Source organism: Streptomyces sp. NPDC050287, assembly GCF_044459385.1.
GTDB lineage: Bacteria > Actinomycetota > Actinomycetes > Streptomycetales > Streptomycetaceae > Streptomyces.
This window is the reverse complement of sequence record NZ_JBITIY010000001.1, coordinates 1034847-1060469: the sequence shown is the minus strand read 5'-3', so window position 1 is coordinate 1060469 and position 25623 is coordinate 1034847. Positions and strand designations below refer to the sequence as shown.

Annotated in this window: 21 protein-coding genes; 11 read left to right on the top strand and 10 right to left on the bottom strand. The window is 70.2% G+C overall.

Annotation, left to right across the window (positions count from 1 at the left end; translation table 11 throughout):
* Positions 1–54: 54 nt before the first annotated feature.
* A complete protein-coding gene (locus ACIBK3_RS04655) occupies positions 55–1515 on the bottom strand; it encodes a benzaldehyde dehydrogenase (protein ID WP_399361818.1) in 1461 nt (486 codons plus the stop codon).
* Between the two features lie 210 nt (positions 1516–1725).
* Here ACIBK3_RS04655 and ACIBK3_RS04650 point away from each other — a divergent pair, with 210 nt between their 5' ends.
* From ACIBK3_RS04650 to ACIBK3_RS04640, 3 genes are all read left to right on the top strand, one after another.
* Positions 1726–3216, top strand: coding sequence for an aldehyde dehydrogenase family protein (locus ACIBK3_RS04650; RefSeq protein WP_399361816.1), 1491 nt, complete (start codon positions 1726–1728; stop codon positions 3214–3216).
* Between the two features lie 76 nt (positions 3217–3292).
* Positions 3293–3907, top strand: a complete 615-nt coding sequence (locus ACIBK3_RS04645; RefSeq protein WP_399361814.1) for a nuclear transport factor 2 family protein — start codon at positions 3293–3295, stop codon at positions 3905–3907.
* Between the two features lie 52 nt (positions 3908–3959).
* Positions 3960–4808: an IclR family transcriptional regulator gene (locus ACIBK3_RS04640; protein WP_399361812.1), complete on the top strand. Its 849-nt coding sequence runs from the start codon at positions 3960–3962 to the stop codon at positions 4806–4808.
* A gap of 26 nt (positions 4809–4834) precedes the next feature.
* Here ACIBK3_RS04640 and ACIBK3_RS04635 read toward each other — a convergent pair whose 3' ends face one another.
* Together ACIBK3_RS04635 and ACIBK3_RS04630 are read right to left on the bottom strand one after the other, a co-directional pair.
* On the bottom strand, positions 4835–6433 hold the full coding sequence (locus ACIBK3_RS04635) for an alpha/beta hydrolase domain-containing protein (protein ID WP_399361810.1): 1599 nt from the start codon (positions 6431–6433) through the stop codon (positions 4835–4837).
* A gap of 5 nt (positions 6434–6438) precedes the next feature.
* A complete protein-coding gene (locus ACIBK3_RS04630; protein WP_399361808.1) occupies positions 6439–7911 on the bottom strand; it encodes a carotenoid oxygenase family protein in 1473 nt (490 codons plus the stop codon).
* 238 nt (positions 7912–8149) lie between these two features.
* Here ACIBK3_RS04630 and ACIBK3_RS04625 point away from each other — a divergent pair, with 238 nt between their 5' ends.
* The 4 genes from ACIBK3_RS04625 (at position 8150) to ACIBK3_RS04610 (ending at position 14298) form a co-directional block, all read left to right on the top strand.
* Positions 8150–9238, top strand: coding sequence for an amidohydrolase family protein (locus ACIBK3_RS04625; protein ID WP_399361806.1), 1089 nt, complete (start codon positions 8150–8152; stop codon positions 9236–9238).
* Between the two features lie 414 nt (positions 9239–9652).
* On the top strand, positions 9653–10423 hold the full coding sequence (locus ACIBK3_RS04620) for an SDR family NAD(P)-dependent oxidoreductase (RefSeq protein WP_399361804.1): 771 nt from the start codon (positions 9653–9655) through the stop codon (positions 10421–10423).
* 308 nt (positions 10424–10731) lie between these two features.
* Positions 10732–11172, top strand: a complete 441-nt coding sequence (locus tag ACIBK3_RS04615; protein ID WP_399361802.1) for an Lrp/AsnC family transcriptional regulator — start codon at positions 10732–10734, stop codon at positions 11170–11172.
* Positions 11173–11346: 174 nt separating this feature from the next.
* Positions 11347–14298 carry an aminotransferase gene (locus ACIBK3_RS04610; protein ID WP_399361800.1) on the top strand — a complete coding sequence of 984 codons (2952 nt, stop codon included), beginning with the start codon at positions 11347–11349 and terminating at the stop codon, positions 14296–14298.
* A gap of 254 nt (positions 14299–14552) precedes the next feature.
* Here ACIBK3_RS04610 and ACIBK3_RS04605 read toward each other — a convergent pair whose 3' ends face one another.
* Positions 14553–15461 (bottom strand): LysR family transcriptional regulator, encoded by a 909-nt coding sequence (locus ACIBK3_RS04605; protein ID WP_399362123.1) that lies wholly within the window; start codon positions 15459–15461, stop codon positions 14553–14555.
* A 132-nt stretch (positions 15462–15593) separates the two neighbouring features.
* On the opposite strand from ACIBK3_RS04605, the gene ACIBK3_RS04600 reads away from it, so the two are divergent.
* Positions 15594–16712 (top strand): PrpF domain-containing protein, encoded by a 1119-nt coding sequence (locus tag ACIBK3_RS04600; RefSeq protein WP_399361798.1) that lies wholly within the window; start codon positions 15594–15596, stop codon positions 16710–16712.
* Positions 16709–18148, top strand: a complete 1440-nt coding sequence (gene dctA, locus ACIBK3_RS04595) for a C4-dicarboxylate transporter DctA (RefSeq protein ID WP_399361796.1) — start codon at positions 16709–16711, stop codon at positions 18146–18148. Before ACIBK3_RS04600 ends, dctA begins: the two co-directional genes overlap by 4 nt.
* Before the next feature lie 387 nt (positions 18149–18535).
* Here dctA and ACIBK3_RS04590 read toward each other — a convergent pair whose 3' ends face one another.
* Positions 18536–18970, bottom strand: a complete 435-nt coding sequence (locus tag ACIBK3_RS04590) for an Rrf2 family transcriptional regulator (protein WP_399361794.1) — start codon at positions 18968–18970, stop codon at positions 18536–18538.
* Positions 18971–19098: 128 nt separating this feature from the next.
* On the opposite strand from ACIBK3_RS04590, the gene ACIBK3_RS04585 reads away from it, so the two are divergent.
* Entirely contained in the window at positions 19099–19848 is a 750-nt protein-coding gene (locus ACIBK3_RS04585; protein ID WP_399361792.1) for an SDR family NAD(P)-dependent oxidoreductase, read from the top strand.
* Positions 19849–20134: 286 nt separating this feature from the next.
* Positions 20135–20929 carry a hypothetical protein gene (locus ACIBK3_RS04580; RefSeq protein WP_399361791.1) on the top strand — a complete coding sequence of 265 codons (795 nt, stop codon included), beginning with the start codon at positions 20135–20137 and terminating at the stop codon, positions 20927–20929.
* 146 nt (positions 20930–21075) lie between these two features.
* Here ACIBK3_RS04580 and ACIBK3_RS04575 read toward each other — a convergent pair whose 3' ends face one another.
* The 5 genes from ACIBK3_RS04575 to ACIBK3_RS04555 form a co-directional block, all read right to left on the bottom strand.
* Positions 21076–21606 (bottom strand): DUF6584 family protein, encoded by a 531-nt coding sequence (locus tag ACIBK3_RS04575; RefSeq protein ID WP_399361789.1) that lies wholly within the window; start codon positions 21604–21606, stop codon positions 21076–21078.
* A gap of 49 nt (positions 21607–21655) precedes the next feature.
* Complete coding sequence (locus ACIBK3_RS04570) at positions 21656–22363, bottom strand: LacI family DNA-binding transcriptional regulator (protein ID WP_399361788.1); 708 nt, start codon at positions 22361–22363, stop codon at positions 21656–21658.
* 29 nt (positions 22364–22392) lie between these two features.
* The gene (locus ACIBK3_RS04565) at positions 22393–23538 is read right to left on the bottom strand and encodes an amidohydrolase family protein (RefSeq protein ID WP_399361786.1); all 1146 of its coding nucleotides are present in this window, start codon (positions 23536–23538) and stop codon (positions 22393–22395) included.
* Positions 23539–24020: 482 nt separating this feature from the next.
* The gene (locus tag ACIBK3_RS04560; protein ID WP_399361784.1) at positions 24021–24509 is read right to left on the bottom strand and encodes a MarR family winged helix-turn-helix transcriptional regulator; all 489 of its coding nucleotides are present in this window, start codon (positions 24507–24509) and stop codon (positions 24021–24023) included.
* An 11-nt stretch (positions 24510–24520) separates the two neighbouring features.
* Positions 24521–25582 carry an alkene reductase gene (locus ACIBK3_RS04555; protein ID WP_399361782.1) on the bottom strand — a complete coding sequence of 354 codons (1062 nt, stop codon included), beginning with the start codon at positions 25580–25582 and terminating at the stop codon, positions 24521–24523.
* Positions 25583–25623: the final 41 nt, after the last annotated feature.

Sequence of the window (25623 nt, the reverse complement as noted above, 5' to 3'; positions counted from 1 at the left end):
CTCAGAGTGGAGGTATCAGAGTGGATGTATCAGACGGACGTATCAGTGGATGTCTCAGAACGGATAGGGAGCGATGTCGGCCCGGGCGGTGAGCCACTGTGTCTCCGTGAACGCCTCGATGTTGGCGGCCGCACCACCGAACCGGGCACCGGTTCCCGAGGCCGCGACGCCTCCGAAGGGCACATGGGCCTCGTCCGCGACCGTCTGCTCGTTGATGTGGACGATTCCGCTGGGTACGGCGTCCGCCACCCGCATCGCCGCCCCGGTCTCGCCGAGGATCCCCAGCGACAGTCCGTACTCCGTCGCGGCGGCGGCGGTGACGGCCTCGTCGATGTCGGAGAAGGAACGCACCGGGGCCACCGGACCGAAGATCTCCTCCGACCAGGCACGGTGGCCGTCCTGGACGTCCGCCAGCACGGTCGGGCGGTAGAACAGGTCCTCGTACTGGCCGCCGGTGAGCAGCTCGGCCCCGGCGCAGACGCTGTCCTGCACCACCGCGTGCACGTGGGCACGCTGTGCCGCGTCGATGAGGGGGCCGAGGGCCACCTCGGCCGTGTGGGGATCTCCCACCGGCAGCCGCGACGCCTTGTCGGCGAGCAGCGCGAGGTACTGCTCGTACAACGACTCGTGGACGAGGTGCCGCCCCGTGGTCATGCAGATCTGTCCCTGGTGCAGGAACGAGCCGAACGCTCCCGCCGAGGCCGCGCGCTCCACGTCCGCACCCGGGAGCACGATGAGCGCGTTGTTCCCACCCAGTTCGAGATGGGTCCTCTTGAGGTGCTGGGCGCCCAGCGCCCCCACGCGCCGCCCGGCAGCGGTGGATCCGGTGAAGGAGACCACACGTACCGGCGCGGCGGTCACCGCCGCCTCACCGACATCCACGCCGCCCGGCAGGACCTGGAGCACACCCGCCGGGAGGCCCGCCTCCTCGAAGATCCGCGCCAGGACCACACCGCCGCAGACGGCGGTCCGGGGATCCGGCTTGAGGAGCACCGCGTTGCCCAGGGCGAGGGCGGGTGCGACCGAGCGGATCGAGAGGACGAGGGGGAAGTTGAAGGGGGAGATCACGGACACGACGCCCGCCGGCCGACGACGGGCGAGGCTCCACCGGCCGGACGCGGACGCCAGCACCTCCCCTGCGGGATGCGTGGGCAGTGCCGCCGCCTCGTAGCACTCCTGCGCTGCCGTATGCACCTCGAGGTCGGCCTTGAGACGTACCGAGCCGGCTTCGCGGACCAGCCACTCGGCCACCTCGGCGGCGTGTACGGTCCACAGGTCTCCGGCCCGGCGCAGGAGTGCGGCCCGCTCTTCGGGCGGCGTCGCCGCCCAGTCCCGCTGCGCCGCCGCAGCGATGCCGGCGCCACGGTGCACGTCCTCCGGTGCGGCGAGTCCCACGGTGCCGAGACTCTCTCCCGTGGCGGGCTCGATGACGGCGGCCTTGCCTCCCCGGCCCTCGCACCAGGTGTCCAGTCGGATGCGCGTGGACCACTCGCCGTCCTTGAGTAGTGATGCCATGCATGCTCCTCGTGGGGGATACCGCCCCTGGGGAGCGGTTGGACCGGGCCAGTCGTACGGAAGGCATCCTGTGCCGGTGGCCGGGCGGTTCCGGTGGGCGTGCCCGGTAAGTTCTGCCCGGCAGAAATCCGTGCCTCGCCCGGCACCGGGCACCGCCTCACCACCGTTGACTGACGCCGGTCCCCAACACCGATCCCTTCGGAGGCAGCGGTGCGCAGTGCGGCAGATACGACATGGACGGCTCAGGTCGTCAGCGCCGGCCGGACGTACGAGGCCGAGACCGCCCCGGTCGTGAACCCGGCGCGGACCGGCGAGATCGTCGGGACGTACGCGCTGGCCGGCCCGCGGATCGTGAACGAGGTCGTCCACAACGCCGTGGCCGCAGCGGCCACCTGGGGCTCCTCGAGCGGCGCCGAGCGCGGACGGCTCCTGCACGCCGCCGCCGACGCGCTGGAGCAGAACACGGCGTCCCGGGCCGAGCTGCTCACCCGCGAGCAGGGCAAGGTGCTCTGGGAATCGCAACTCGACGTCGGCGGGGCACCCAGGCTGCTGCGCTACTACGCCGACATCGCACCGGCCGCGGACGAGGAGACCGTCGTACGGGACGAACGCGGCACCACGGTGATCCGGCGCCTGCCCATGGGGCCCACGGTGGTGATCGTGCCCTGGAACTACCCCGTCTACCTGTGCATGATGGCGCTGGCGCCGGCCCTGGCGGCCGGCAATCCGGTGATCGTCAAGCCGTCCGAGTTCGCCCCGCTCGCGCTGACGGAGACTCTGGCGATGCTCGCCTCGGCGCTCCCGGCCGGTGTCGTGAACGTGGTGCCCGGCCTGGGCAGCGAGGCCGGAGCCGCCCTGGTCTCCCACCCCGGAGTGCGCAAGGTCCTGTTCACCGGCGGCACCGAGACCGGTCGGGCCGTACTGCGCGGCGCCGCCGAGAACATCACGAGCGTGAGCCTCGAACTCGGCGGCAACGACCCCGCGATCGTCCTCGACACCGCCGGACTCGACGACCGGCTGATACGGGAGATCCGCCGCTCGGTGTACACCTGCACGGGCCAGGTCTGCTTCAACATCAAACGGCTGTACGTCCAGCGCGGTGTGTACGACGAGTTCGTCGACAAGTTCCGGCAGGCTGTCGACGAGATCGTCGTCGGCGACGGCCTCGACCCGGCCAGCACGATCGGGCCGCTGAACAACGAGCGGCAGTTCACGTCGGTGACGGCTCTCCTGGAGTCCACCCGCAGGGCCGGCGCCCGGGTCGACGTACTCGGGCGCCCCCTGGACGACGCCGACTGGGACAACGGCTACTTCATGCTCCCGAGCGTCGTCACCGGCGTCCCCCACGACTCGCCCCTCGTCTCCCGCGAGCAGTTCGGGCCGACCGTGCCGGTCGTCGCGTTCGACGACGTCGAGGACGCGGTGCGGATGGCCAACGACACCGAGTACGGCCTCGCGGCGTCCGTGTGGAGCGAGGACGCCGAGCACGCCCTGGCCGTGGGCCGCCGTATCGCCGCGGGTTCGGTGTTCGTGAACTCCCACCGCGTCGGCAGCTCGGACATGACGATGCCCTTCGGCGGGATGAAGCGCAGTGGCCTGGGCCGCAACCATGGGATGTGGGCGATCGACGAGTGCAGTGAGCTTCAGGCACTGAGTCACCGGCCCGACACGTCGGCCTTTCCCGGGCCTCTGATTCAGTGAGGCCCGTACCGGACCGGGACCGCGCCCGGCCGTCACCCATCGGCGAACCTGACCACCCGGAGACCAGGAGAGACACATGTCCCACACCGACCCGCACCAGCAGCCCGACAGCGCCGCCCTGGAGGCCCTGACCCGCCGGAACGCCCTCCTGGAGAGCCGGATCCAGCGGCTGGAGGACATCGAGGAGATCAAGAACCTGCACCGGCGCTACATCCGCAAACTCGCGGACCGCGACTGGGAGGGCATGGCCGACTTCTTCACCGAGGACGCAGTCACGGACATCCGGTGGCACGGGCGCACCGAGGGAAAGAAGCAGCTGGTCGAGGAGGTCTTCGACGAGCTGCACAGCCTGGTGAAGAGCGCGGACGGGTACGTCCTGTCGTCACCGGTCATCGAGCTCGCCGCGGGGGCGGACCGGGCGTACGGCGAGTGGACCTGGCACCGTCACATCTGCGAGTTCCGCACCACGGGCGGTCTGATGCGTGTGTGGGGCCCCTGGCTGGAGGGCAGGTACAAGTGCCACTACGAGCGGGTGGACGGCCAGTGGAAGTTCAAGGACATGTGGTTCCGTGTCGTGCTGCCGGACGCGGACCCGGACCACGACGAGATGCAGGAACGTATCGCCGCGAGTGGGACGCAGCCGCACCGGACCGGCGCCGGCCTCATCCGGCGTGACAAGGGTGAAGCATGAGACCAGGGGCGACGTAGCCTTGGACAGCGGCGCGAGCAGCGCGGAGGTGACCATGACCGCCCAGCAAGCTGGTGTCGGGGGGCAGCCAGAGCCGGACGGCGGTGAACTGCCCGCCTACCACATAGCGTCGGTGGGGCGCGCGCTCACTCTGCTCACCGCGTTCATCGCGCGCCCCCAGCTGACCGTGTCGGAGGCGGCCGACCTCCTGTGCGTGGCCCCCTCGACCGCCCACCGGTTGCTGCAGATGCTGCTGCACCACCGCTTCGTGGAGCAGGGCGAGCGACGGGTGTACGTGCGGGGGCCCGCCCTGGTGTCGCTGACCGAGACCGCCGAGCGAGTGCCCGACGTCGAGTCCGTCGCGCTGCCCCACCTGCAGCGCATCAGGGACGAACTGCGGGGCACCGCTCATCTGCTGGCGCTGGAAGGGAACGGCGCACGTTTCGTGACGGGGGTCGAGTGGCGCGACGAGACCCGGATCGCGGTCTCACGGGTGGGCTGGCTGTTGCCCGCGCACACCCTCGCCGGCGGCAAGGCCATGCTCGCGAAGCTGAGCCGTGCCCAGATCGAGTCGCTCTTCCCGGACGGTCTGCCCGTCACCCGCTACGCACGGGTCCGGACGCTGGCCCAGCTCCAGGCCGAGCTGGCGGACGTCCGATCACGGGGATACGCCCGCAGCCGGGAAGCCCACGAGAACGTCACCGCCATCGGCGTCGCGCTGCATCTGCCGCCGGGCACGAGGCCCATGGCCCTGTCGGTCGCCTGGTCCGACACACGGTTCCCCAACAGACAGGAGCACCACGTCGTGGAGGCCCTGCAGGCAGCCGTCCACAAAATCTGTCTTGAGCTCGCCCAGTGGGGCGGCGGGTCCCGGCAGGGAGACCCGTCCGACCCGCAGTGCTGAGCTCGGCGTCCTCTTTTCGGCAGCTGTCAGAAGGGCCCGGCGCAGCGGCAGAAATCCTCGACCGCGTCGGCTACGTCCTCAGGCAGGTAACAGCCCCGGTCGGCCAGCCGCCACGCCCGCTCGCTCGCCAGCTGCCGCAGCCGTTGCGGGCTGGTATAGCGCCGTGTCAGTTCCGCGGGTTCGAAGGGCTCGCGGTGCCAGGTCCCGATGGTCATCGGCCCGTCGGGCGCGCGCAAGGACCGGGCGACGGGCAGGTCGACCTCCAGATGGCGCATGCCGCCCAGGGCATGCCCGTCCGCGTCGCTCAGAACGTACGTTCCGCCGTAGTCGAGGCCGTCGGCATCGAGTCGACTGCCGGGCCGGGCCATGACGGCGATCGGATCGATCCGGGGCGCCGCCACACCGTCCGCCCAGCGCAGCAGGTTCTCCACGGCGGCCGCGAGAAGGTAACGGGAGGCTTGATGACGGAGCGGAGGCGCCGTCTCGATGCCCTCGGGTACCTCGACGCCACCGGGCGCGTCGCTGCCACCGGACGGTTCGGCGCCACCGGACGGGTCGGCGCCACCGGACGGGTCGGCACCACCGGACGGGTCGGCACCACCGGACGGGTCGGCGCCACCGGACGGTTCGGCGCCTTGGTGCCCGTGCGAGCGAGCCTGTGCATGATCGGAGGAACGGACCGAGTCGTCGAGCAGTCCGGACTCGTGACCGCGCCCCGGCAGCTGGTAGCAGCGGTAGAGGTCGCCGGGGACGTCACTGTCGGGGCGCTGATGCCACAGGTGATGGAGCGTTTCGTCCTCGCTCATCAGCTCCATGACCGGTACACGAGAACCGCGTACGGTCCTGCGGGCGTCGTCCATCGGCAGCTGTACGAGGCGCCCTCCGACCGGCCGCAGATCGGCGTCGAAGGCCATCTCGCCGTGCCGGTCCACGTTGACGTAGCCCATCGGCCCGAAGCCGCCGCTGGAGACCCCGATGAGGAAGGCGTCCACGACGGTGCGGCCCGTCTCGCCGCAGTGCTGCTCGTGCAGCCCCTCGGACAGGTAGGTCCGCAGGAAGGATCCGGACTGCGACCAGCCGGTCGCCAGGATCCGGGCCGGCTCGCGCAGGCCGGGCAGTACGCCACCGCCGTGCGGTGACCGCAGCGTCGCCGCGAGGGAGCCGAGCAGGTCCCACACGGCCCCGTCGTGCGGGAACGAGAGATCGCCGTACCGCTCGGGTGCCATACGGCGCAGCGCCTCCACCGTGACGTTCTTGCACGTCATGCCGACGTATGCGTCGCCGCGTCGGATCAGGTGGCCGGCCAGGTCCGGCCAGTACATCGGGAAGTCGTAGCCGGTCGACGGATTGAGCAGCTCGACGTGCACGCGACCGCTGAAGGCCTCGTCGGTCACCGGCCGGACCACCAGCACCCGCGTCGTGCAGGAGACCGTGCCGGTCGTCGCCGGAGGCCGGGCCGCTCCGTCGGTGTACAGGCGGGCCACGCCGGAGACCGCGTACTCGAACACGTCGTATCCGTGGTCGCCGAGCCGGTCGTGCGGTTCAGCGGGCCAGCGCGCCGGGGACAGGTAGGCGGCGTCGCGGGCCCCGTCCAGCGCGACCGCCCGCAGCGTGCTCAGTGACATGGGTGTCACTCCTCCCGGCCGGTGTGGTGGCCGGCGATGTCCTCGCTGTGCAGCCAGGTGCCGTGCAGGCCGTTCCGCAGCCGCAGGGGCAGCCGGACGGTGGCGAGAGGCTCGCCGTCCACATTCTCGGCGTCCAGGATCAGCAGGTCCGAGCGCATCTCCGCGTACCGGCTGATCACGGCCATGATGTATCCCTCGCCCTCAGATGTGGCACCCCGGCGCGGGACGAACAGCGGTTCCTGGGTGGCGGACGTGTCGCCCACGTAGTGGGTGGTCGTCGTCCCGGTGGCGAGGTCCACCCTGCCGATCAGATCGAACCGCATGCCGCTGGCGCTCGACGGCATGGTGGGGTCCGGAACACCGCTCTGCATGCTCATGTAGCCGTACCGGTACGAACGGATCGCGCGTCTCTCGTTGATGCGGGGGAACTCTCCCGGCACGTCCGACAGCCGTGTCTGGGTGAAGTCGTCGGTCGCGCGCCGCAGGTCGAGCGTCCACCGGGAGATGTACGGCGTCGCGGCCTCGGGGTCGAACGGGGCTCCGTTGATCTCGGGGAAGAACGGGAAGACGACGCTGTCGCCGACCGACATGTCGATGTGGATGCGGCCGTCCTCCTCGAAGGCGTTCATGGTGTGCGAGGCGAAACGCGGATCCCCCACGAACCACCGCACGTCCGCGGCGGGATCCCGGCGCGGCAGCACCCCCAGGCAGACCGGATTCGACGGGTCCCACGCGAAGTGAGGGAGGCCGTCCTTGAGTCGCTGGAGGTCACTGACGAGCGGCACGACGGGGAACACCACGTGGTTCTCGGTGACCGCGAAGTCGTGGACCATGCTGGCGTAGGGCGCGGTCAGCCACCGCTCGAAGACGATCGTTCCGTCCGCGTCGGCCTCGTAGTACGCGATGTCCGGGGTCGTCTCCCCCTTGGCCGCGTAGCCGAAGAAGACCAGGGTGCCGGTGTCGGCGTCGACCTTCGGGTGCGCCGTCGCCGTGGCGCTCGTCAACGCGCCGTCGTAGTCCCAGGGACCGATGGTCCGAAGGGTCAGCGGGTCGATCTCGACGGGGTGGCTGTCCTCCTTCAACGCCAGCATGCGGCCCGCGTGCCAGAGGAGGTTGGTGTTCGCCGTACCGCGGCTGAGTCCGCGGACACTCGGATCGTCCGTATAGGGATTCCGGTACGCCCCGAACAGCGCGCGCCCCGCCTCGCGCTCGGCCAGGAACTTCGGCGTGCGAACCCACCGGCACGTGAAGTCCACCCGGCCGTCCTCGAAGCGGAACATGCTGATCATGCCGTCGCCGTTGAGGAAGATGTCGTCACCGAGCAACGGGGGGAACTGCGGGTCGGGCCCGACGCGGTAGTAGGCGCCGTAGAGGTCGGCAGGAACCTCGCCCTGCACCACCTCCAGGTCGCGGATGTCGGCTTCGAACCGCCCGGGGGCCTGGAAGCCACGGAACGTGGGCACGTCGGGGAATTTCATCGTCTCCGTCCTTCGGGTGACTGCGACCGCACCCTAGGCACACCGCGGAGGGCCCCCGCCGGTCTCCCGCCGCCGTTCCGCAGGCCAGAAAGCCGCGCGAGCCGTGGCTGCGGGAATCGCGGCCTGTGGCTGGATACGCGGCAGCGCCGAAACAGGCGCGGCGTTCGTCACCGGCCGCCTCACGAGCCGGAGACCGCCTGGCATGACGGCACATCGGACCATCACCGACAGGAGAGACGTGTCCAGTTCCTCGCCCTCGGCACCCTCACAGCCCTCGGACGACGGCCGCTGTCTGCGGATCGCGACGGAGGAGGCGTACGCGCCCCAAGCGGTGATCGACGAGTACCGTCGGCTGCTCGACACCCAGGGAGGCGACGCCGGTTTCCGCAGCCTGTGGAGCTACTACCTGCTCAACCGGACGGCACACACCGATCTCTTCCGCTCGCGCATCACCGACCTCGGGGATCGCCGGCTCTCCGACATGGCGGACCTGGGGATCGATCACCAGGTGCTCTCGCTCGCCACCCCGGGCGTGGAACTGTTCGAGCTTCCGTTGGCGCGGGAACTCGCCGCCATGACCAACGAGTACATCGCGCAGGCATGCCGACAGCACCCGGCACACTTCAGCGGTCTCGCCGCCGTCGCCCTGCAGGATGTCGAGTTCTCGGTCGGAGAGCTCCGCCGAGCAGTCCAGGAGCTCGGGCTGAACGGCGTGATCGTCAACTCGCACACGCGGGGCGAGTACCTGGACGCGCCGAAGTTCGAGGAGTTCTGGGCGACCGCCGCGGAACTCGACGTGCCGGTGTATCTGCACCCCAACACGCCGAGCGACGGGCTGATCGGGCCGCTGCTGGACTCCGGACTCGACGGGGCGATCTTCGGCTTCGGAGTCGAGACCGGCATGCACCTGATCCGCATCATCTTCTCCGGGGTGTTCGACCGCCATCCTGGCCTCCGCCTGGTGGTGGGCCATCTCGGCGAGGCGCTTCCGTTCTGGGCGTTCCGGGTCGACCACTTCCACCACATTCAGGATAAGACCGGACGTTACCCCTGGCGTCCGTCTCTGAAGCAGCCGCCGAGTCACTACCTGAAGACCAACATCTGGCTGACCACGAGCGGCATGGCCTGGGAACCGGCGATCATGTTCGCCCGCCAGGTGGTCGGAGCCGACCGGGTCCTCTACGCCATGGACTACCCCTTCCAGGCCGCACTTTCCGAGGTCGAGGTGCACGAGCGCCTGCCCATCGCGGACCACGAGAAGCAGACCCTGTTCGAGACGGCCGCGCGTAGCGTGTTCGGGCTGCGGCCGGATCTGCGTCGTTCGTGATGAGCCCCGACCGGCTCGTCACGTGCTGCCGTCGCCGAGGCGGGTGAGGGTGCGGCCGAGGGTGCGGCCGAGGGTGCGGCCGAGGAGGGGGGCCGTGCTGTTGGTTGGATGCGTTGGACCAGGACGTCGATCTCGGCCGATGCGGCTGGGCGCGAAGGCTGTTGCTGTCAGGGTGTCGGCCTGGGGAGAGGGGCGACCGGCGGGTTGTGTCTGCACGAGGCGTTCGGCGTGGGTGCGCAGCCGTCGGCGTGGTGCTGGCCGGCCGTGAGGTCTACTGCCCCGTCCTGGACGAAGCGCAGCGAGCGGTGCCAAGATCCCCGACTGTCGCGCGCTCGCCACCGAAGACGAGCTGGACCGTCCGCCAAGCTTCCACTGGCAACTGCGCAGTGGCCTCATCCGTAAAGGCTGTCTTTCATGGCACGTTTCGCAGATCGAGTGGTCATCGTGACCGGGGCCGGTGCCCCTGACGGAATCGGTGCCGCGGTCGCCAGGGGGCTGGTCGCGGAGGGTGCGCGCGTCGTGTTGGGCGCGACGTCCGAGCGGGTGCACCAGCGAGCGGCGGAGCTGGGGCCCGCCGCCGTCGGTGTGATCGCCGACCTCACCATCGACGGGGCCTCGGACGCCCTGGTGCAGGCCGCGATGGACCGCTGGGGCCGCGTCGACGTGCTGGTGAACAACGCCGGCATGACGTCCGTGGCATCGGGCTGGGACGCAGGCGACGACGTCGCCGATCTGTCTCTGGCCGACTGGGAAACGGCGCTGTCCCGCAACCTGACCACCGCATTCCTGATGTGCAGGGCCGTGGTGCCGATCATGCGGGCTGCCCGGTACGGCCGTATCGTTTCGGTCGGCTCCACCACCGGCGCGGTCAGCGCGATGCCGGGGCAGGCCACGTACACGGCCGCGAAGGCAGGACTGCTGGGGTTGTCCCGGGCGCTCGCCCTTGAGGTGGTGTCGTACGGCGTCACCGTGAACGTCGTGGCCCCCGGCTATGTCGCGACAGGCTCCCAGCTGGAGTTCGAGGCAGCGGCCGCCGCGGCGGGCCCGATCGGACGCAGTGCCACACCGGACGAGATCGCGGCTTGCGTCATGTTTCTGGCGCACGAATCGGCGTCGTTCGTCACCGGATCGGCTCTCGTGGCCGATGGCGGGCACGGTCTTCCAGAGACGTGGCCGCGACCGTGAGTCTCGTGTCACGGCACCTGCCGCCCGGCCATCGCGCGGCCTTTGTCGGGACATGACGATCCCGCCCGGAGCCGCCAGGTCGTGCGCCGAGCGTGAGTGGCCAGTCGGTCACTGGGCCTTGACAGCGCCTCCTGGCCGGGGCTTCGGAAGGGCTGCCGGCGAGGCAGGTTCCATGTCCGGTGCCACGTGGCTTCCGAGATCCGAACGACTGATTCGATTTCCCCGGCAGAGGAATCGACGGTGTACTGGACATATTGCGCGTGAATCGATTGCATGCTTAGCTGCTCGCGCACCTAGGAGGTGTCCTCATGGACGACATCGATCGGGCCATCCTGCGCGAACTGCAGAGCGACGGTCGCATCCCCTACGCCGATCTCGGCCCGAAAGTCGGCCTGTCGGCGTCGGCCGCCCGGCAACGGCTGCAGCGGCTGATCGACACCAAGGCGGTGCAGGTCGTCGGCGTCACCGACCCGATGGCGATGGGCGGGCAGGCCATGGCCCTGCTCGGGCTCCGCGTCGACGGCGATCCGCGAGCGGTGGCCGACGAACTCTCACGCCACGACGAGGTCGTCTACGCCGTCCTGACCGCCGGCACCTTCGACTTGTTCGCTGAGGCCGTCTGTCGCCATCCGCGTGACCTGCTGGACTTCGTCAACGACGTCGTGCGTCCCATCGAGGGCGTGACAAAGGTGGAGAGCTTCCCCTACTTCGGGATTCACACGCACCGGTTCTTCTGGAACGTCGGCTGAGCAGCGCCCCAACTGCGGCCATGCGGCGCAGCCTTTGACGTCGCCGCCGAACCGTACCGGGCCGCCGAAACTCCGATGGTCACCAGGAGACCGACCGCCGCGGTCTCGCCGACGGACAGGAGTACCGCGGTGCCGGGCTGTCGCGGGTCAACCAACTGATGAACGGAGAATTCGATGGGCATCTCCCCTGCCGAGTGGCTGGTGGCGCCGATGGTCGCCATCGAGCAGGAGCGGGCCGCAGCCCTCCTCACGGAGCGATTCGGCATCGAGGGAACACTCGAGGATCTGGGCAGCAACCACGACCGCAACTTCCGGGTGCGCACCGGTCCGGACGAGCACGGGTACGTCTTCAAGGTCTTCAACCCGGTCATCGACCGCGCGGTACTGAGGGCGCAGTCCGAGGCCACCGAGCACCTCGCCCGGGCGCTGCCGGAGCTGCGGCTACCGCGGGCCCGGGTCGGAGTCGACGGGGAGCACATCCAGACCGTCTCCGTGGACGGCCGGGACTACGACTGCCAATTGCTCGACTATGTTCCCGGTGAACCCATCATGGACAGCCGCTATCTGGCTCCGCGGGTGGTGGCGCGGCTGGGAGAGCTGGCCGGACGCATCACCGCGGCCCTGGAAGGCCTCGACATACCGACTCCGGACAGGCCGATGCTGTGGGACCTGCGCAACGCCCTCGAAGTCGTCGAGGCCCTGGCCCCGCACATGGTCGACCAGCGAAGGGCCGAGCGTGTGCTGCGAGCCGCCCGCGCGGCACAACAACTGGTGGAGCGGCGCGCCGCGCGGCTTCCCGTACAGGTCATTCACGGCGATGTGGCCGACAACAACGTGGTGTGCCGGACGGACCCGGACGGCCGCCCCATACCGGTCGGGCTGATCGACTTCGGAGATCTCACACACAGCTGGGCCGTGGCCGAGCTGGCGGTCGCCTGCACTTCCGTCCTGCATCATCACGGAGCCACACCGGCTTCGGTACTGCCCGCGGTCCGCGCTTTCCACGCCGTACGGCCGCTCGGCGGAGACGAGCTGGACGTGCTGTGGCCCCTTGTCGTGCTGCGCGGCTGCGTGCTGGTGGTATGCGGGCAGCACGTCGCACTGCAGGACCCCGGCAACGGCTACGCCACGGCGGCCCTTGACCGGGAGTGGGCCATGTTCGAGGCCGGTGCCTCGGTACCGGCCGAGGTGATGGCGGCCCACTTCCGGCAGGTGATCGGCGAACCCGCCCCGCACAGCGATCCGCCGACCTCGAGCCACCCTCTTCTCCCCGAACTTCCCTCCGAAGCAACGCTGCTCGACCTGTCCGTCACCAGCGACGCGCTGCACGGCGGCGGCTGGCTCGAACCCGACGCGGAGTCCGCTGTGGTCGCACGGGCACTCGCCTCGGGCGGCACGGCAGTGCTGACCCGGCACGGAGAGTGCCGTCTCACCCGCACACGGGTCGACAACACAGACCAGAGCGCCACGCTCGCGCTGGGCGTGGAGGTGCACCTCACCAGCCCGCTGGCGGTCCATGCGCCCTGGGCCGGCACGGTCACCCGGCACGCCGAGCACGCGGTGACCCTGACCGCCGGGGGGCTGCACCTGGTGCTCGACGGCATCGACCCGGATGTCGCGGTCATCGACGGGGGAGAGGCCGTGTCCGGTCAGCAGTTGGGCACCGTCGCCGCACAGGGCAGCTGGTATCGGTTGGATGTGCAACTGTCCCGGCTGGGCACGGGAATCGCGCCACGTTTCACTCCGCCAGGGCTGGACGCGGGCTGGCTGACGATGTGCCCTGATCCCACCGGCCTGATCCTCCCCCGGGCGGACCGCCCCGTGGCGGACACGCCCATGGAGCCGGAGAGCGTCCTGCTGGAGCGTCGAGTGAGGTCTTTCGCCACCGTGCAGGAGCACTACTTCGAAACCCCTCCGCAGATCGAGCGAGGCTGGCGGCACCACCTGGTGGACACCCGTGGCCGCGGCTACCTGGACATGCTCAACAACGTGACCGTCCTGGGCCACGGTCACCCGCGACTGGTTGAAGCAGTGCACCGGCAGTGGCAGCGGCTCAACACCAACTCCCGTTTCCACTACGCCTCGGTGGTGGAGCTGTCGGAGCGGCTGAGCGCGCTCCTGCCGGACGGACTCGACACCGTCTTCCTCGTCAACAGCGGTTCCGAGGCCGTGGATCTGGCACTGCGGCTGGCCTGGGCCGCTACCGGGAGGCGCGATGTCGTCGCGGTGGAGGAGGCGTACCACGGCTGGACCTACGCCAGTGACGCCATCTCCACCTCGACGGCCGACAACCCGAACGCCTTGGCCACCCGCCCCGCGTGGGTGCACACAGTCCCCACACCGAACAGCTACCGCGGCCCGCACCGCGGCCCTGAGGCGCACCTCTACGGTCCCGAGGCCGCGGCCGTGATCGCCGACCTGGTCAGATCCGGACGCCCGCCGGCGGCGTTCGTGTGCGAGCCCTACTACGGCAACGCCGGCGGAATGGCTCTGCCCGACGGCTACCTCGAGCAGGTCTACGCCGCCACCCGGGAAGCGGGCGGTCTCTGCATCGCCGACGAGGTGCAGGTCGGCTACGGTCGGCTGGGCTCCCACTTCTGGGGCTTCGAGCAGCAGGGCGTCGAACCGGACATCGTCGCTGTCGCCAAGGCGATGGGCAACGGTCACCCCTTGGGGGCGGTGATCACCCGACGCGAGATCGCCGACGCTTACCGTTCGCAGGGCTACTTCTTCTCATCGGCCGGCGGCAGCCCGGTCAGTTCGGTGGTCGGGCTGACCGTGCTCGACGTGCTCCGCGACGAACGTCTCCAGGACAACGCCCGCACGGTCGGCGCACACCTGCGTACCCGGCTGCTGCGACTCGCCGACAAGCACCCGCTGATCGGCGCCGTCCACGGCAGTGGCCTGTATCTGGGCGTCGAGTTCGTCAGAGACCACGAGACACGGGAGCCGGCGACCGAGGAGACAGCCGCCATCTGCGAACGGCTACGAGAGCTGGGCGTGCTGATGCAGCCGACTTCGGACCGGATGTGCGTCCTGAAGATCAAGCCGCCGCTGTGCCTGACCACGACGAGCGCCGACGTCTTCGTCGACGCCCTCGACGACGTACTCACTCACGGATGGTGACACACGGTCCCCGGCGCGGCATGCCCGGTCACCGATGGCTCCGTTCCCCTCATCCGGGGAACGGAGCCCCCGTGCGTTGGAGGTAGCCCTCGCGTGCTATCGGGTGCCACGCTGTGGCACACCCTGTGCTCCGGTGAGGCCCGCAGATCTCGCGCCAAGGAAAGTGGTGAGGTACGGCGAGGACGGACTGCGATCCAGGAAGGCGTGAACCGCCTGGTTCTTCTCGTCTGACCGGCGTCGGCCTACCTCACGTTTCATCGAACCCCGGCAGCCGCCGCGCTGTCACGCAGGAAGCCCGCGAACGCCTCGGCGGCCGGAGTCAGGGCATGGTCGCTCATGCGTACCAGGAGGATGCGGCGCACCGGGGCGGGCGGTAGCAGCGGCAGGACGCTGACGCCTCCTCGGATGCCCTCCAGGGCCAGGGTGGGGGCGAGGGCGACACCGATGCCGGCGGCGACCATGGCCTGGGCCTCCTGGTAGTCGTGGGCCTCGTAGGCGATCTGCGGCTCGAAACCGGCCGCGCGGCAGCTGCGGGCGAGGGCCTCGGCCACCGGGTGGTGGTCGGCACGGGTGATCCAGGCGTCGTCGGCGAAGTCGGCGAGAGCGGCCGAAGAGCGGCTGGCGAGGGGGTGGTCCTTGCCGACGAGGAGTGCCGGAGGGTCGTCGACGAGCGAGGTGACGACGATGTCCTCGCGGTCGATGCGGTTCCAGTCGTAATCCCACATCAGGGACATCTCGATCTCGCGGTTCTCCAGCAATGCCCACAGTCCTGCGATACGGGCGCTGCGCACCGTCAGCCGCACGTCGGGGTGCGTCTCCCGGAAGGCGATCACGGCCCGGGGTAGGAGGGAGGCACCGACGGTGGGGAAGGTTCCGACACGGAGCGTGCCCGCTCGCAATCCCGCGAAGTCGGCGAGTTCGTTCTCCGCGGCCATCAGTTCGCGCTCGATCCGCTCTCCCCGTTCGGCCAGCGCGCGCCCCGCGTCGGTGAGCGTGACGCCCCGCGCATGACGCTCCAGGAGCGGCTGCCCGGCCTCCGCCTCCAGGCGGCTGACCTGCTGCGACACCGCTGACGGAGTGTAGTTGAGGGCTCGTGCGGTCGCCGTGACCGAGCCTCGGCGGGCGACCTCGGTGAAGAGCAGGATGCGCCGGACGTCGAGCATCTCGCCACCTCCAGCATTCACTTCAACTTAATACCCATGCAGATTTCCGAGATTGTACTTCACGCTGTCGGCGCCCACTGTGGATCGCATCCCGCACGGAAGTGCCGTCGGGGTTTCCACGAGGAGACCGCTGTGTTGCGTCTGCAGGGCGAGATGATCCGCGGAGGAACCAGCAAGTGCTGGATCTTCGACCACCACGACGTGGTGGCGACCGGCGTGGACGCCGACACCTTGCTGCTCGCCGCTTACAACGCCGCCGACCCCCGCCAGATCGACGGCGTCGGCGGTGCCTCCTCCACCACCTCCAAGGCGGCGATCGTCCGGACCTCGACGAAGCCGGACGTCGACGTCGAATACGCCTTCGCGCAGGTCGGCATCGGCGACGAGAAGGTGGAGTGGGCCAGCAACTGCGGCAACTGCGCCACCGCCGTCGCCCTGTACGCCGTCCACAACGGCCTGGTGTCGGTCACGTCGGACTCGACAACGGTGCGGATGCTCAACGTCAACACCGGAGCCCGGCTCAGCGGCACCATCCCCACCCCGGGGCGGGCCGCCCCCGATGCGGGGACGGCCCGGGTGCCGGGCACCGCCGCGCTCGGCGTGCCGGTGCTCCTCGGCTTCGAGGACCCCGCGGGTACGTCGACCGGCCGGGTCCTGCCGACCGGCCACGCCCTGGACACGCTGACCGGGCCCACCGGCACCGTCGAGGCGTCCCTGGTCGACGCCGGCGCCCCGGCGGCGCTGTTCGAGGCCAAGGCGTTCGGACTCGACGGCACCGAGTCCCTCGCCGACTTCGCCACGGCGGTGCCCGCCCTCACCGTGCTGCGCCGGCAGGCCGCCCTGGCCATGGGACTGGCCGAGGAGACCGATCCCGTCAGCCACGCCGTCCCGAAGGTCGGCGTGGTCGCCCGCCCTGTCGCCTACCGCACCACCGATGGCACCCTCGTCCAACAGGACGAGTACGACCTGGCCGTCCGCATGGTGTCCATGCACGCACCCCACCCGGCGATCGGTCTCACCTCGGCCGTCGCCCTGGCCACCGCAGCCGCCATCCACGGCACCCTCGCCCACCGCGTCGCCCGGCAGACCGCCGACGGCACGCTGCGCCTGGGCACCCCGGCCGGTGTCATCACCGCCCGAGCCGTCCCCGCAACGGAGGGCGCGTCCCCCACGGTGCTGCTGCACCGCGCCGCCCGCCGCATCGCCCGAGCCGAACTCCTCGTTCCCGTCCTGGAAGGACGCCCCGCATGAGCCGCAACGACGCCGCCCCGGGTACCGTCAACGCTCCCCCGAGCCGCTTGCGCAGGCTGCTGTCCCTGCTCTACGTCCAGTGCCTGGTCGGCGTCCTGGCCGGGGCCGCCGTCGGCTGGCTGTGGCCGTCGTTCGGAGCCGACCTGAAACCCCTGGGCGACGGGTTCATCGCGCTCGTACGCATGATGATCGCACCCGTCATCTTCTGTACCGTCGTCCACGGCATCGCCTCCATGGGCAACGCGCGCGCCGTCGGCCGGGTCAGCCTCAAGGCGCTGATCTACTTCGAGGTGCTGACGACCGTCGCCATGGTGATCGGCCTGGTCGTCGTCAACATCGTCAAGCCCGGCAGCGGACTGCACGTCGATCCCTCCACCCTCTCCGCCGAGGGCCTGCCGCCGGAGGCGACCCAGAGCCACGAGAGCGTCTCCGCGTTCGTCCTCTCCAACATTCCGGATACCCTGCCCGGCGCGCTGACCGGCCACGAGATCCTGCCGGTGCTTCTGGTCTCCGTGCTGTTCGGCTTCGGCCTGAACGCCGCCGGAGAGGCGGGTGCGGGGATCACCCAGGGCGTCGAGAAGCTGTCCAAGGTCCTGTTCACGCTCATCCGCTGGATCATGCGGCTGGCCCCGGTCGGCGCCTTCGGCTCCATGGCCTTCACCATCGGCAACTACGGTCTGGACACCCTGCGTCACCTCTTCCTGCTGGTCGGCTCCTTCTGGCTCACCGCCCTGTTCTTCGTCCTGGTCGTCCTCGGCACGGTCATGCGCATCAACGGCCTGCGTCTGCTTCCCTTCCTCCGCTACATCAAGGAAGAGCTGCTGATCGTCCTGGGCACCTCGTCCTCCGAGCCGGTGCTGCCGCGCATGATGGCCAAACTGCAGCACGCGGGAGCCTCGAAGCCGGTCGTGGGCATCACGCTGCCCGCCGGATACTCCTTCAACCTCGACGGCACGGCGATCTACCTGACCATGGGCTCGGTCTTCCTCGCCCAGGCCCTCGGTATCGACCTCAGTCTCACCCAGCAACTGTCGATGCTCGCCGTCATGCTGCTCACCTCCAAGGGTGCCGCCGGCGTCACCGGCTCCGGCTTCATCGCCCTGGCCGCCACTCTCAGCGCCGTTCCGCACGTCCCCGTCGCCGCACTGGCCCTCATCTTCGGCATCGACCGCTTCATGTCCGAGGCCCGTGCTCTGACCAGCGTCGTGGGCAACGGCGTCGCCACCCTGGCGGTGGCCAAGTGGGAGGGGCAACTCGACGAGGACCGTGCCAAGGCCGTCCTGCGTGGCGAGATCCCGTACACCTGCGCTCCCGAGACCGATCACACCCCCGAGCCGCAGGCAGAACCGACGCCCGACGCAACCGAGGCGGTCGAGGAGGCCGCCCCGAAGGCTGCGACCGGGGCGGACCGTGAGCCGGTGCCCGCCGGCGGCTGACACACCCCTCACCGCCGGTCCGGAGCCTGGCCTCCGGACCGGCCTCTTCTCGTGATCAGGAGCACCCCGACTCATGGCAGCACCCTGGGACGTCATCCTGGTCGGCGGCGGAAACGCCGGCCTCTGGGCCGCACAGTCCGCCCGGCAGGAGGGAGCCCAGGTCCACAACTGGTGCCGTGGCAGGCAACGTGCGCCCCGTCGCGACGCCCGGCACGCTCCCCCACTGCCTTGAGGGCGTGGGAGGTGCCCCCACTCGCCGCACCGGCCGAAAGCCCAAGTACGTCCAGTACGAGGGCTTCCGGCCGGCACTTCCCCAGCCTTCGGCCGGGGCCCCAGACCACGCACCGGACGCCGCTCCTTCACGGGCAAACGTTGCCTGCCACGGCACTAGCGAGGTGCCGCGAGTACGTCCCGGAGTACGTTCTCGAGCGTGACGCGGGCCAGCTCGCGTCTCAGGGTCTCCTCGATGCCCTCGTAAATGCCCTGCATCGCCGGCTGGATGCCGTAACCCACCACGCATTCCTGGTCCGGGGTGGTGCGGTGCATCGCGAACAGCGGGCCGGGTTCCACTGCCTCGTACACGTCGAGCAGGGTCATCGACTCCAGCTCGCGTGCCAGCGACCAGCCCGCGCCCACGCCCCGCCGGGACTCCACGAGCCCGGCCCTGCGCAGCTCGCCGAGCAGCCGTCTGATCACCACGGGGTTGGTGTTCGCGCTGGCCGCGATCTGCTCGGAGGTGGCGACCTCATGGCCCTGGCGCTGGTAGAGCCCGATCCAGGCCAGCGCGTGGGCGGCGATGGTCAGCCTGCTGTTGGCACTCATGGACACCTCCTCCCGGCCGCAACGCTTCATGTTACGACAGCTCAGTCGTAACAGCAAAGGTTGCAACAGCCTGTCGTAACAATTAGCGTTGCGACTGCCAGGAAGGGTCAATCAACGAGGTGAGAAGAATGAGCAAGCCACTCACGGGCAAGGTCGCCCTGGTCACCGGGGGGTCGCGCGGACTGGGAGCCGCGACCGTACGACTGCTGGCCGAGCAGGGCGCCGACGTCGCCTTCACTTACGTCAGCTCCGAGAAAAAGGCGCAGGCGGTCGTCGACGAGGTGCACGGCAAGGGAGCCAAGGCCGTCGCCTTCCAGTCCGACCAGGCGGACACGAGCCGGGCGCCGGCGCTGATCGACGACGTGGTCGCGCACTTCGGCGGCCTGGACATCCTCGTCAACAACGCGGCGATTCCCGCGGCCGGCATGGTGGACGACCCGGACGCCGACACCGCCGCACTGGACCGGATGCACGCCACCAACTACCTCGGCGTGATCGCCGTCATCCGGGCCGCCTCCCGAGTGCTGCGCACGGGTGGCCGCATCATCACGGTGAGCTCGGGACTGGGCTCCCGGGTCGGCGCCCCCGGCCTCGCCGACTACGCGGCGACCAAGTCCGGGATCGAGAGGTACACCATGGGCGTCGCACGCGACCTCGGGCCCCGGAACATCACGGCCAACGTCGTGGAAGCCGGACTGATGGAGGGCGGCATGCAGCCGCCGGACCCCGAGACCCTCAAGGTCCTGGTCAGCTCGCTGTCGCTGCAACGCATGGGGCACCCCGACGAAATCGCCGCGGCGATCGCCTTCCTGGCGAGCCCCGCCGCGTCGTACGTCACGGGCGCGGTGCTGGACGCCCACGGCGGCTACAACGCCTGAACCCGAACCCCTGCCGCACGCCCCGAAGGACATCGCGCCTTCGGGGCGCGCACCGCCAACGACCCGCGACAACGCGTACGACTCTTCGCGGTGAGCTGCGACGCCGCTGCATCCAGGCGCTGATCTCCCGCAAGGACTCCCCGAACATAGGGCCTGGGCAAACTCCGCCAGTCGCCGAGCAGACCTTGCTCGGCCTGGATCTGCCCTGCAGGCGGTCCGGGAGGAGGACGGCGAGGACGCCCGGGCGCAGGCTAGGCTGCGGTTCTTCGGCGGATGGGGGCATGGCATGTGGCGGCGGGGGATATGGGCGGCCGTGCTCGGCGCGGCCCTGGTGGTCATCACCGGCTGCGGTTCCAAGATCGCCGAGACCGATGAGAGGGCGACCGGCGCGGCCACGGCCTCCGCCTGGACGCTCGCCGCTCCGATTCGCATCGACGGCGTCCGTACCGCCGACGGCGGCCGGTCTCTGGTGGTCGATTCCGAAGTGCCCGACGGGGCACGCGACTGCGTGCGCAGCCTGCGCGGTGAGCTCGAGACCGCCGAGCACGGCACGGTATACGTGAAGGTCACGTACGAGACCCGTTCCTGGGACCAGGACTCCGGCTGCACCGGCACGCGGCGGGTCAAAGCGACGGTGAAGCTGGGCGAGCCACTGGGCTCCCGCAGGGTCATGGTGAACAGCATGGACGTGTACACCCCCGTCGGTGCCACACCACCCGCCCTGCGGCAGTGCGGTGAGAACGGCTGCGACCCCACGCCGCCGCGTTGCACCTCGTCCTCGTACCGGCAGGCGGTCAACGACACGGACATCCCCAAGCACACGAGCTGGGAGGAACGCGGCTGCGACGGCACATGGCTGACGCTGGACCTGTCGACCCGGATGGGGCCGGCGGCGTGCGGTGACGCCGGCGACGGATGCTCCTCCTCTGCTGTCTCCCAGCGCTGGTTCTACCGGGCCGAGTCCTCGGGCTGGCGGCCGGTCGCCACGAACGGCGACGCGGGGTGCGCCGGGATCCACAAAGTCCTGCCGGAATTGCCCGAGCACCTCTGTGCGTCGCTGCCGCGGCTCGACCGCGGCTGATCCCTGCGGCTGCTTGGTTACCGTTGTCCGTCTGCGGGTTGACCGCGCGCAGGTAGTCGCGATGCGCGGCGACACACTTCTCGACCGTCTGCGGGGCTTGCGCGCGAGCACTTGGGCGGCCCTCCTGACCGGCCCCGGCGACTGGGTCAGTCAAAGAGGGCAACGACTCCATTCACCCAGATCGCGAGGAACGCGAGAACCCCAACCAGGAAGCCGACGCCCGCCAGCACACCGCCGAGCGTCCACGGCTCGGAGGGCGCTTCCTCGTACTTCTCCTCAAGGGCGTCCCGGTAGGAGGCGGGGTCGTCCCAGTCGACGGGGTGCCCCAGCTCCTCGGCGCAGGCGGTCCGCACCGCGACCAGCTGCCCCTCCGCGAAGGAGGTGGCAGCCAACGCCTCGGGGCCGCTCCAGGCGAGGGCCTTCATGCGCCACCCGGGAGACCCGTACCGCGCCTCGAAGGCGACGGTCTCGTCGGCATTGCGGTCCTCTTCGAGGTACATCCAGCGTCCGGCCTCGGCGGAGTCGCCGTAGCGCCGGTACACCTCGGCCAGACGCCGACGGAGCGTCAGGTCGTATGGAAAGGACGAGACGAGACCGCGCAAACGCTGGCGCGCGACGGGAACCCGGCCGGCTGCCAGGTCAGCATCGACTCGGGCAAGGGTCTCCCTCAGAGGCATGAACACATGATTGGTTACCGCACGGGTCCACGTCGACCTGGTTTGTCGCTCAGTACTCACATGCCGATGGGGGGACTTCGGTGACCCCCGCGTCACCGAACGCCTCCCGGAAACCGGCGATCCGTTCCAGACTGCTGACCAGGTCCACCGGGCCGCTGATCGCCAGCACCCGGCGGTGGCCCAGCTCCCTCAGGTGCTGCCCGATCAGCCGGCCTCCCGCGCGGTGGTCGGCGGTGACCAGGATGGTCTGCTCCAGCAGACCGGGGACGACCTCGTCGGCCAGGGCGATGGGGAACCGCCCGAGCAGCGACGCGAGCCGGCCATGGGAGGGCGGCGATCCCGAGGCGTACACCATGCCGTCGATGAACCGGCCGCGCAGCAGTTCCAGATAGCGGTCCTCACGGTCGGGGTCGAACTCGGTGTTGCACAGGATGACCCCGTAGCCCAGGTCGTGAGCGGCGTCCTCGACCCCCTTGGCGAGTTCGGCGAAGAACTGGTTGGTGATGTCGGGCACCAGCAGCCCTATGACGTTGGTCGAACCGGCCTGGAGATTGCGGGCCGTCGAGGCCGGTACGTAGCCGAGCCGGCTCACGACCGCGCGGACCCGGTCGGCCGTCTCCTCCGCGACCGGCCGGTTGCCGCTCAGCACATGCGACACCGTGGTCGGGCTCACCCGGGCGGCGGCGGCCACGTCCTTGATCGACGCGGGTCGCCGCAATCGGCGGCGCCCCCCGTCCTCGTCCTGCTCACGGGTCATAGTGCTGCACCGCCCTGCCGTGCGAGGTGTCAAGGAGGGCGGGCACGCGCGCCTCGATCTCGGCCAGCAGCCCCGGCAGGTCCACGGTCAGCAGGCGCGCCGATCCGTTCCCCGAGCCCGAGCGCCCGGGCCCCGCCGCGCGTGGCCAGCCGGACCGTGTCGGAGACCGTCATCCAGGTGGCGTCCCGCTCGGCCTGCTTCTGGGTCAGCGCGACCAGCCGCATCGCCTCCCACACGTCCAGTGTGTTGTGCCCGGCCGCCCCGTCCGTCCCGGCCCCGACGGCGACCCCGGCGTCCAGCAGGCTCCGCACCGGCGTGAGCGGATGCAGGGCGTGCTTCAGATATACCTTCGGGCAGCAGGCCACGCCCGTACGGTCCCGGTGCGCCGCCAGCGTCGGCAGGTCGTCCGGGACGATGCCGCACCCGTGCGCGATCAGCGCGCCCGCGTCCAGCACACCGGTCCGCTCCAGCACCGTGATGGGCGTGATGCCACGCCTCGCCAGGCTCGACTCGGTCTGCTCCAGGTGCTCGGCGGCGTGGATGTGGATCCGCAGGCCCAGGTCCCGGGCCAGCTCCGCGACCCGGACGAGATCCGCGTCCGCGACGGTGTACGGCGCGTGCGGGCCCAGCGACGCGGTGACCCGCCCGTCGCCCGTGCCGTGCAGGGCGGCGGCGGTCCCGGCGCTCTCCTCAAGGGCCGCGCGGCCCTGACTGCTGAAGTAGGTCGGCGCGATGTCGGCCCGGATTCCGGTGCGCACGACGACATCGGCGATCCGCTCGGCGTGGAAGTAGTGGTCGGCGAACGTGGTCACCCCACTGAGCAGCATCTCCGCACAGGCCAGCTCCGCGCCGAGGCCGATGTCGGCGGGGGTGAGGTTGACCTCCATGGGCCACACCCGCTCGTTGAACCAGGCATCGACACTCACGTCCTCGGCGGCGCCGCGCATCAGCGTCATCGGTCCGTGCGTGTGGGCGTTCACCAGCCCGGGTACGGCGATCAGTCCCGTGCCGTCCACGACCTCCGCCCCGGCTGCCTCCGGCCCTGAGCCCGCCGGGCCCAGCCAGGCGATCACACCGTCCTCGACCAGGATGTCCTGGTCGGTCCCCACTCGGCAGGAGCCCTGCTCGGGCACCAGAAGCACCGAGCAGGACGTCACGATCAGTCGGCGCATCATGCTGATCCTTCCGTCCGAACCGGACGTCAAGGACCCAAAACGTTTTGCACAACCCCTGGTCATGCCGCGCGTTCACCGTCGGCCTGCGGGAGCTTGCGGAGGCCGACGGTGAACCGGACGCGGGTGATGCGTCCGTCCTCGATGTGCGGTCGGCCGACTGGCGACAGGGAAGGGGTCGCCGGCCCCGTGGCGTGTTGCCCTGATCTCCCGAATGAGTTCCTTCCCGCCTGCACGGTGACAGCTCGCGCTTGTCCCGGACGCTGGGGCCCCGCTCACCCCCGTCCTCTCGGACGTACGGGGTTGGGCGGGCGGGGTCCGCCACATCAGCCGGCTCGGCTCACCGGGCTGCTTGCGACAGTCGGGAGCCGGGCGCCGTTCGGCACGGGTCTCGTGAGCCACGTGCGCTGCCGCACTGTCCCGTTCCCAGGAACGCCGGAACCGATCCGCACCCCAGGCCGGAACCGGGGTGCGAGGCGGGGGAGTTACTCGGACTCTTCCCGCTCTTCCCGGGGAAGGGCGCGGCCGTTGATCGCGTCGGCGATGGCGTAGGCGGTGCGGACGAAGGACTCTGCCTGTTGCGCCGACAGGTTCAGCGCGGAGGTTTCCTCCAAGGCCCGCCACATGGCTGCCAGGGGCTCGCGCATGGCACGGCCCTTGTCCGTGAGGTGGACCACCATGACACGCCGGTCATGTGCGGCCGGCTCGCGCACGAGCAGGCCGGCGTCCTGCATGCGGCGCAGGGACTTGGAGACGGTGGAGTGGTCCAGGCCGACGCTTTCGAGCAGCTCGGACTGGGTCTGGCCGTCCCGGTCGAGGAGTTGCATCAGCAGCAGTTCCTGTCCGGGATGCAGGTCCATCTCGCGGAGCATGGCGGCGGCGCGGGCTCGGTGAGCGCGGGCGAGCTGGAAGATCGCGTAGCTCATCGGCCCCTCGCTGGCCGTCGTGGGAGTGCGTGGTGTCGGGACGGCCATGGTTCGGTTCCTCAGACGGTGTGGGTGGGGTAGTCGGTGTAGCCGGCCACTCCGCCGCCGTAGAAGGTCGCCGGGTCGGGGGTGTTCAGCGGCGCATCAGAGCGTAGCCGCTCGACCAGGTCCGGGTTGGCCAGCGCGAGGGCGCCGACGGAGACGAGGTCGGCCGTGCCGTTGTCGACGTCCTTCGCGCGGGTGGGCAGGTCGGTGCCGGCCCGGTTGAGGATCAGTGTGGTCGGCCACAGTGCGCGCAGGGTGGCCAGCAGCGCGTCGTCGCCCGCGTGCATCACGTGGAGGTAGGCGAGGCCGAGCGGTCTGAGGGCGCGCAGGAGCGCCGGATACAGCTCGGCGGTGTCGGACTCGGCGATGTCGTTGTAGGGGTTGCCGGGGGAGATGCGCAGGCCGGTGCGGTCGGCGCCGATCTCGTCGGCGACGGCAGCGACGACCTCGACGGCGAAGCGGATGCGGTTGTCGATGGAGCCGCCGTACTGGTCGGTGCGCTGGTTGGTGTTGTCGGCGAGGAACTGGTGCACGAGGTAGCCGTTGGCGCCGTGGATCTCCACGCCGTCGGCGCCTGCCGCGACGGCGGCCGCCGCGGCGCGGCGGAAGTCGTCGACGGTCGCCACGACCTCCTGCGTCGACAGCGCACGGGGCGTCGGCATCTCCTGGGGCCCGGACGCGGTGAACATCGCGCCCTGCGGCCGGATCGCCGAAGGGGCGACCGGCTGGCGGCCGTGAGGGGTGTTGTCGGGGTGGGAGATGCGTCCGGTGTGCATCAGCTGGATGACGATCCGGCCGTCGGCCGCGTGCACGGCGTCGGTGACCTTGCGCCACCCGGCGATCTGATCGTCATTGTGGATGCCGGGGGTGAGGAGGTAGCCCTGACCGTCGGCGGAGGGCTGGGTCCCCTCGGTGATGATGAGCGCGTGCGAGGCACGCTGGGCGTAGTACTCGGCGTTCAGCTCGGTCGGTACGCCTTCGGGTGTGGAGCGGTCCCGGGTCATGGGGGCCATGACCAGGCGGTGCGGGAGGGAGATGTCGCCGACGGTGGTCGGTGTCCACAGGGCGTTCAGCACGAGTGGTCCTTCGGTTCGGTGATGGCCAGGTGATGATCGGA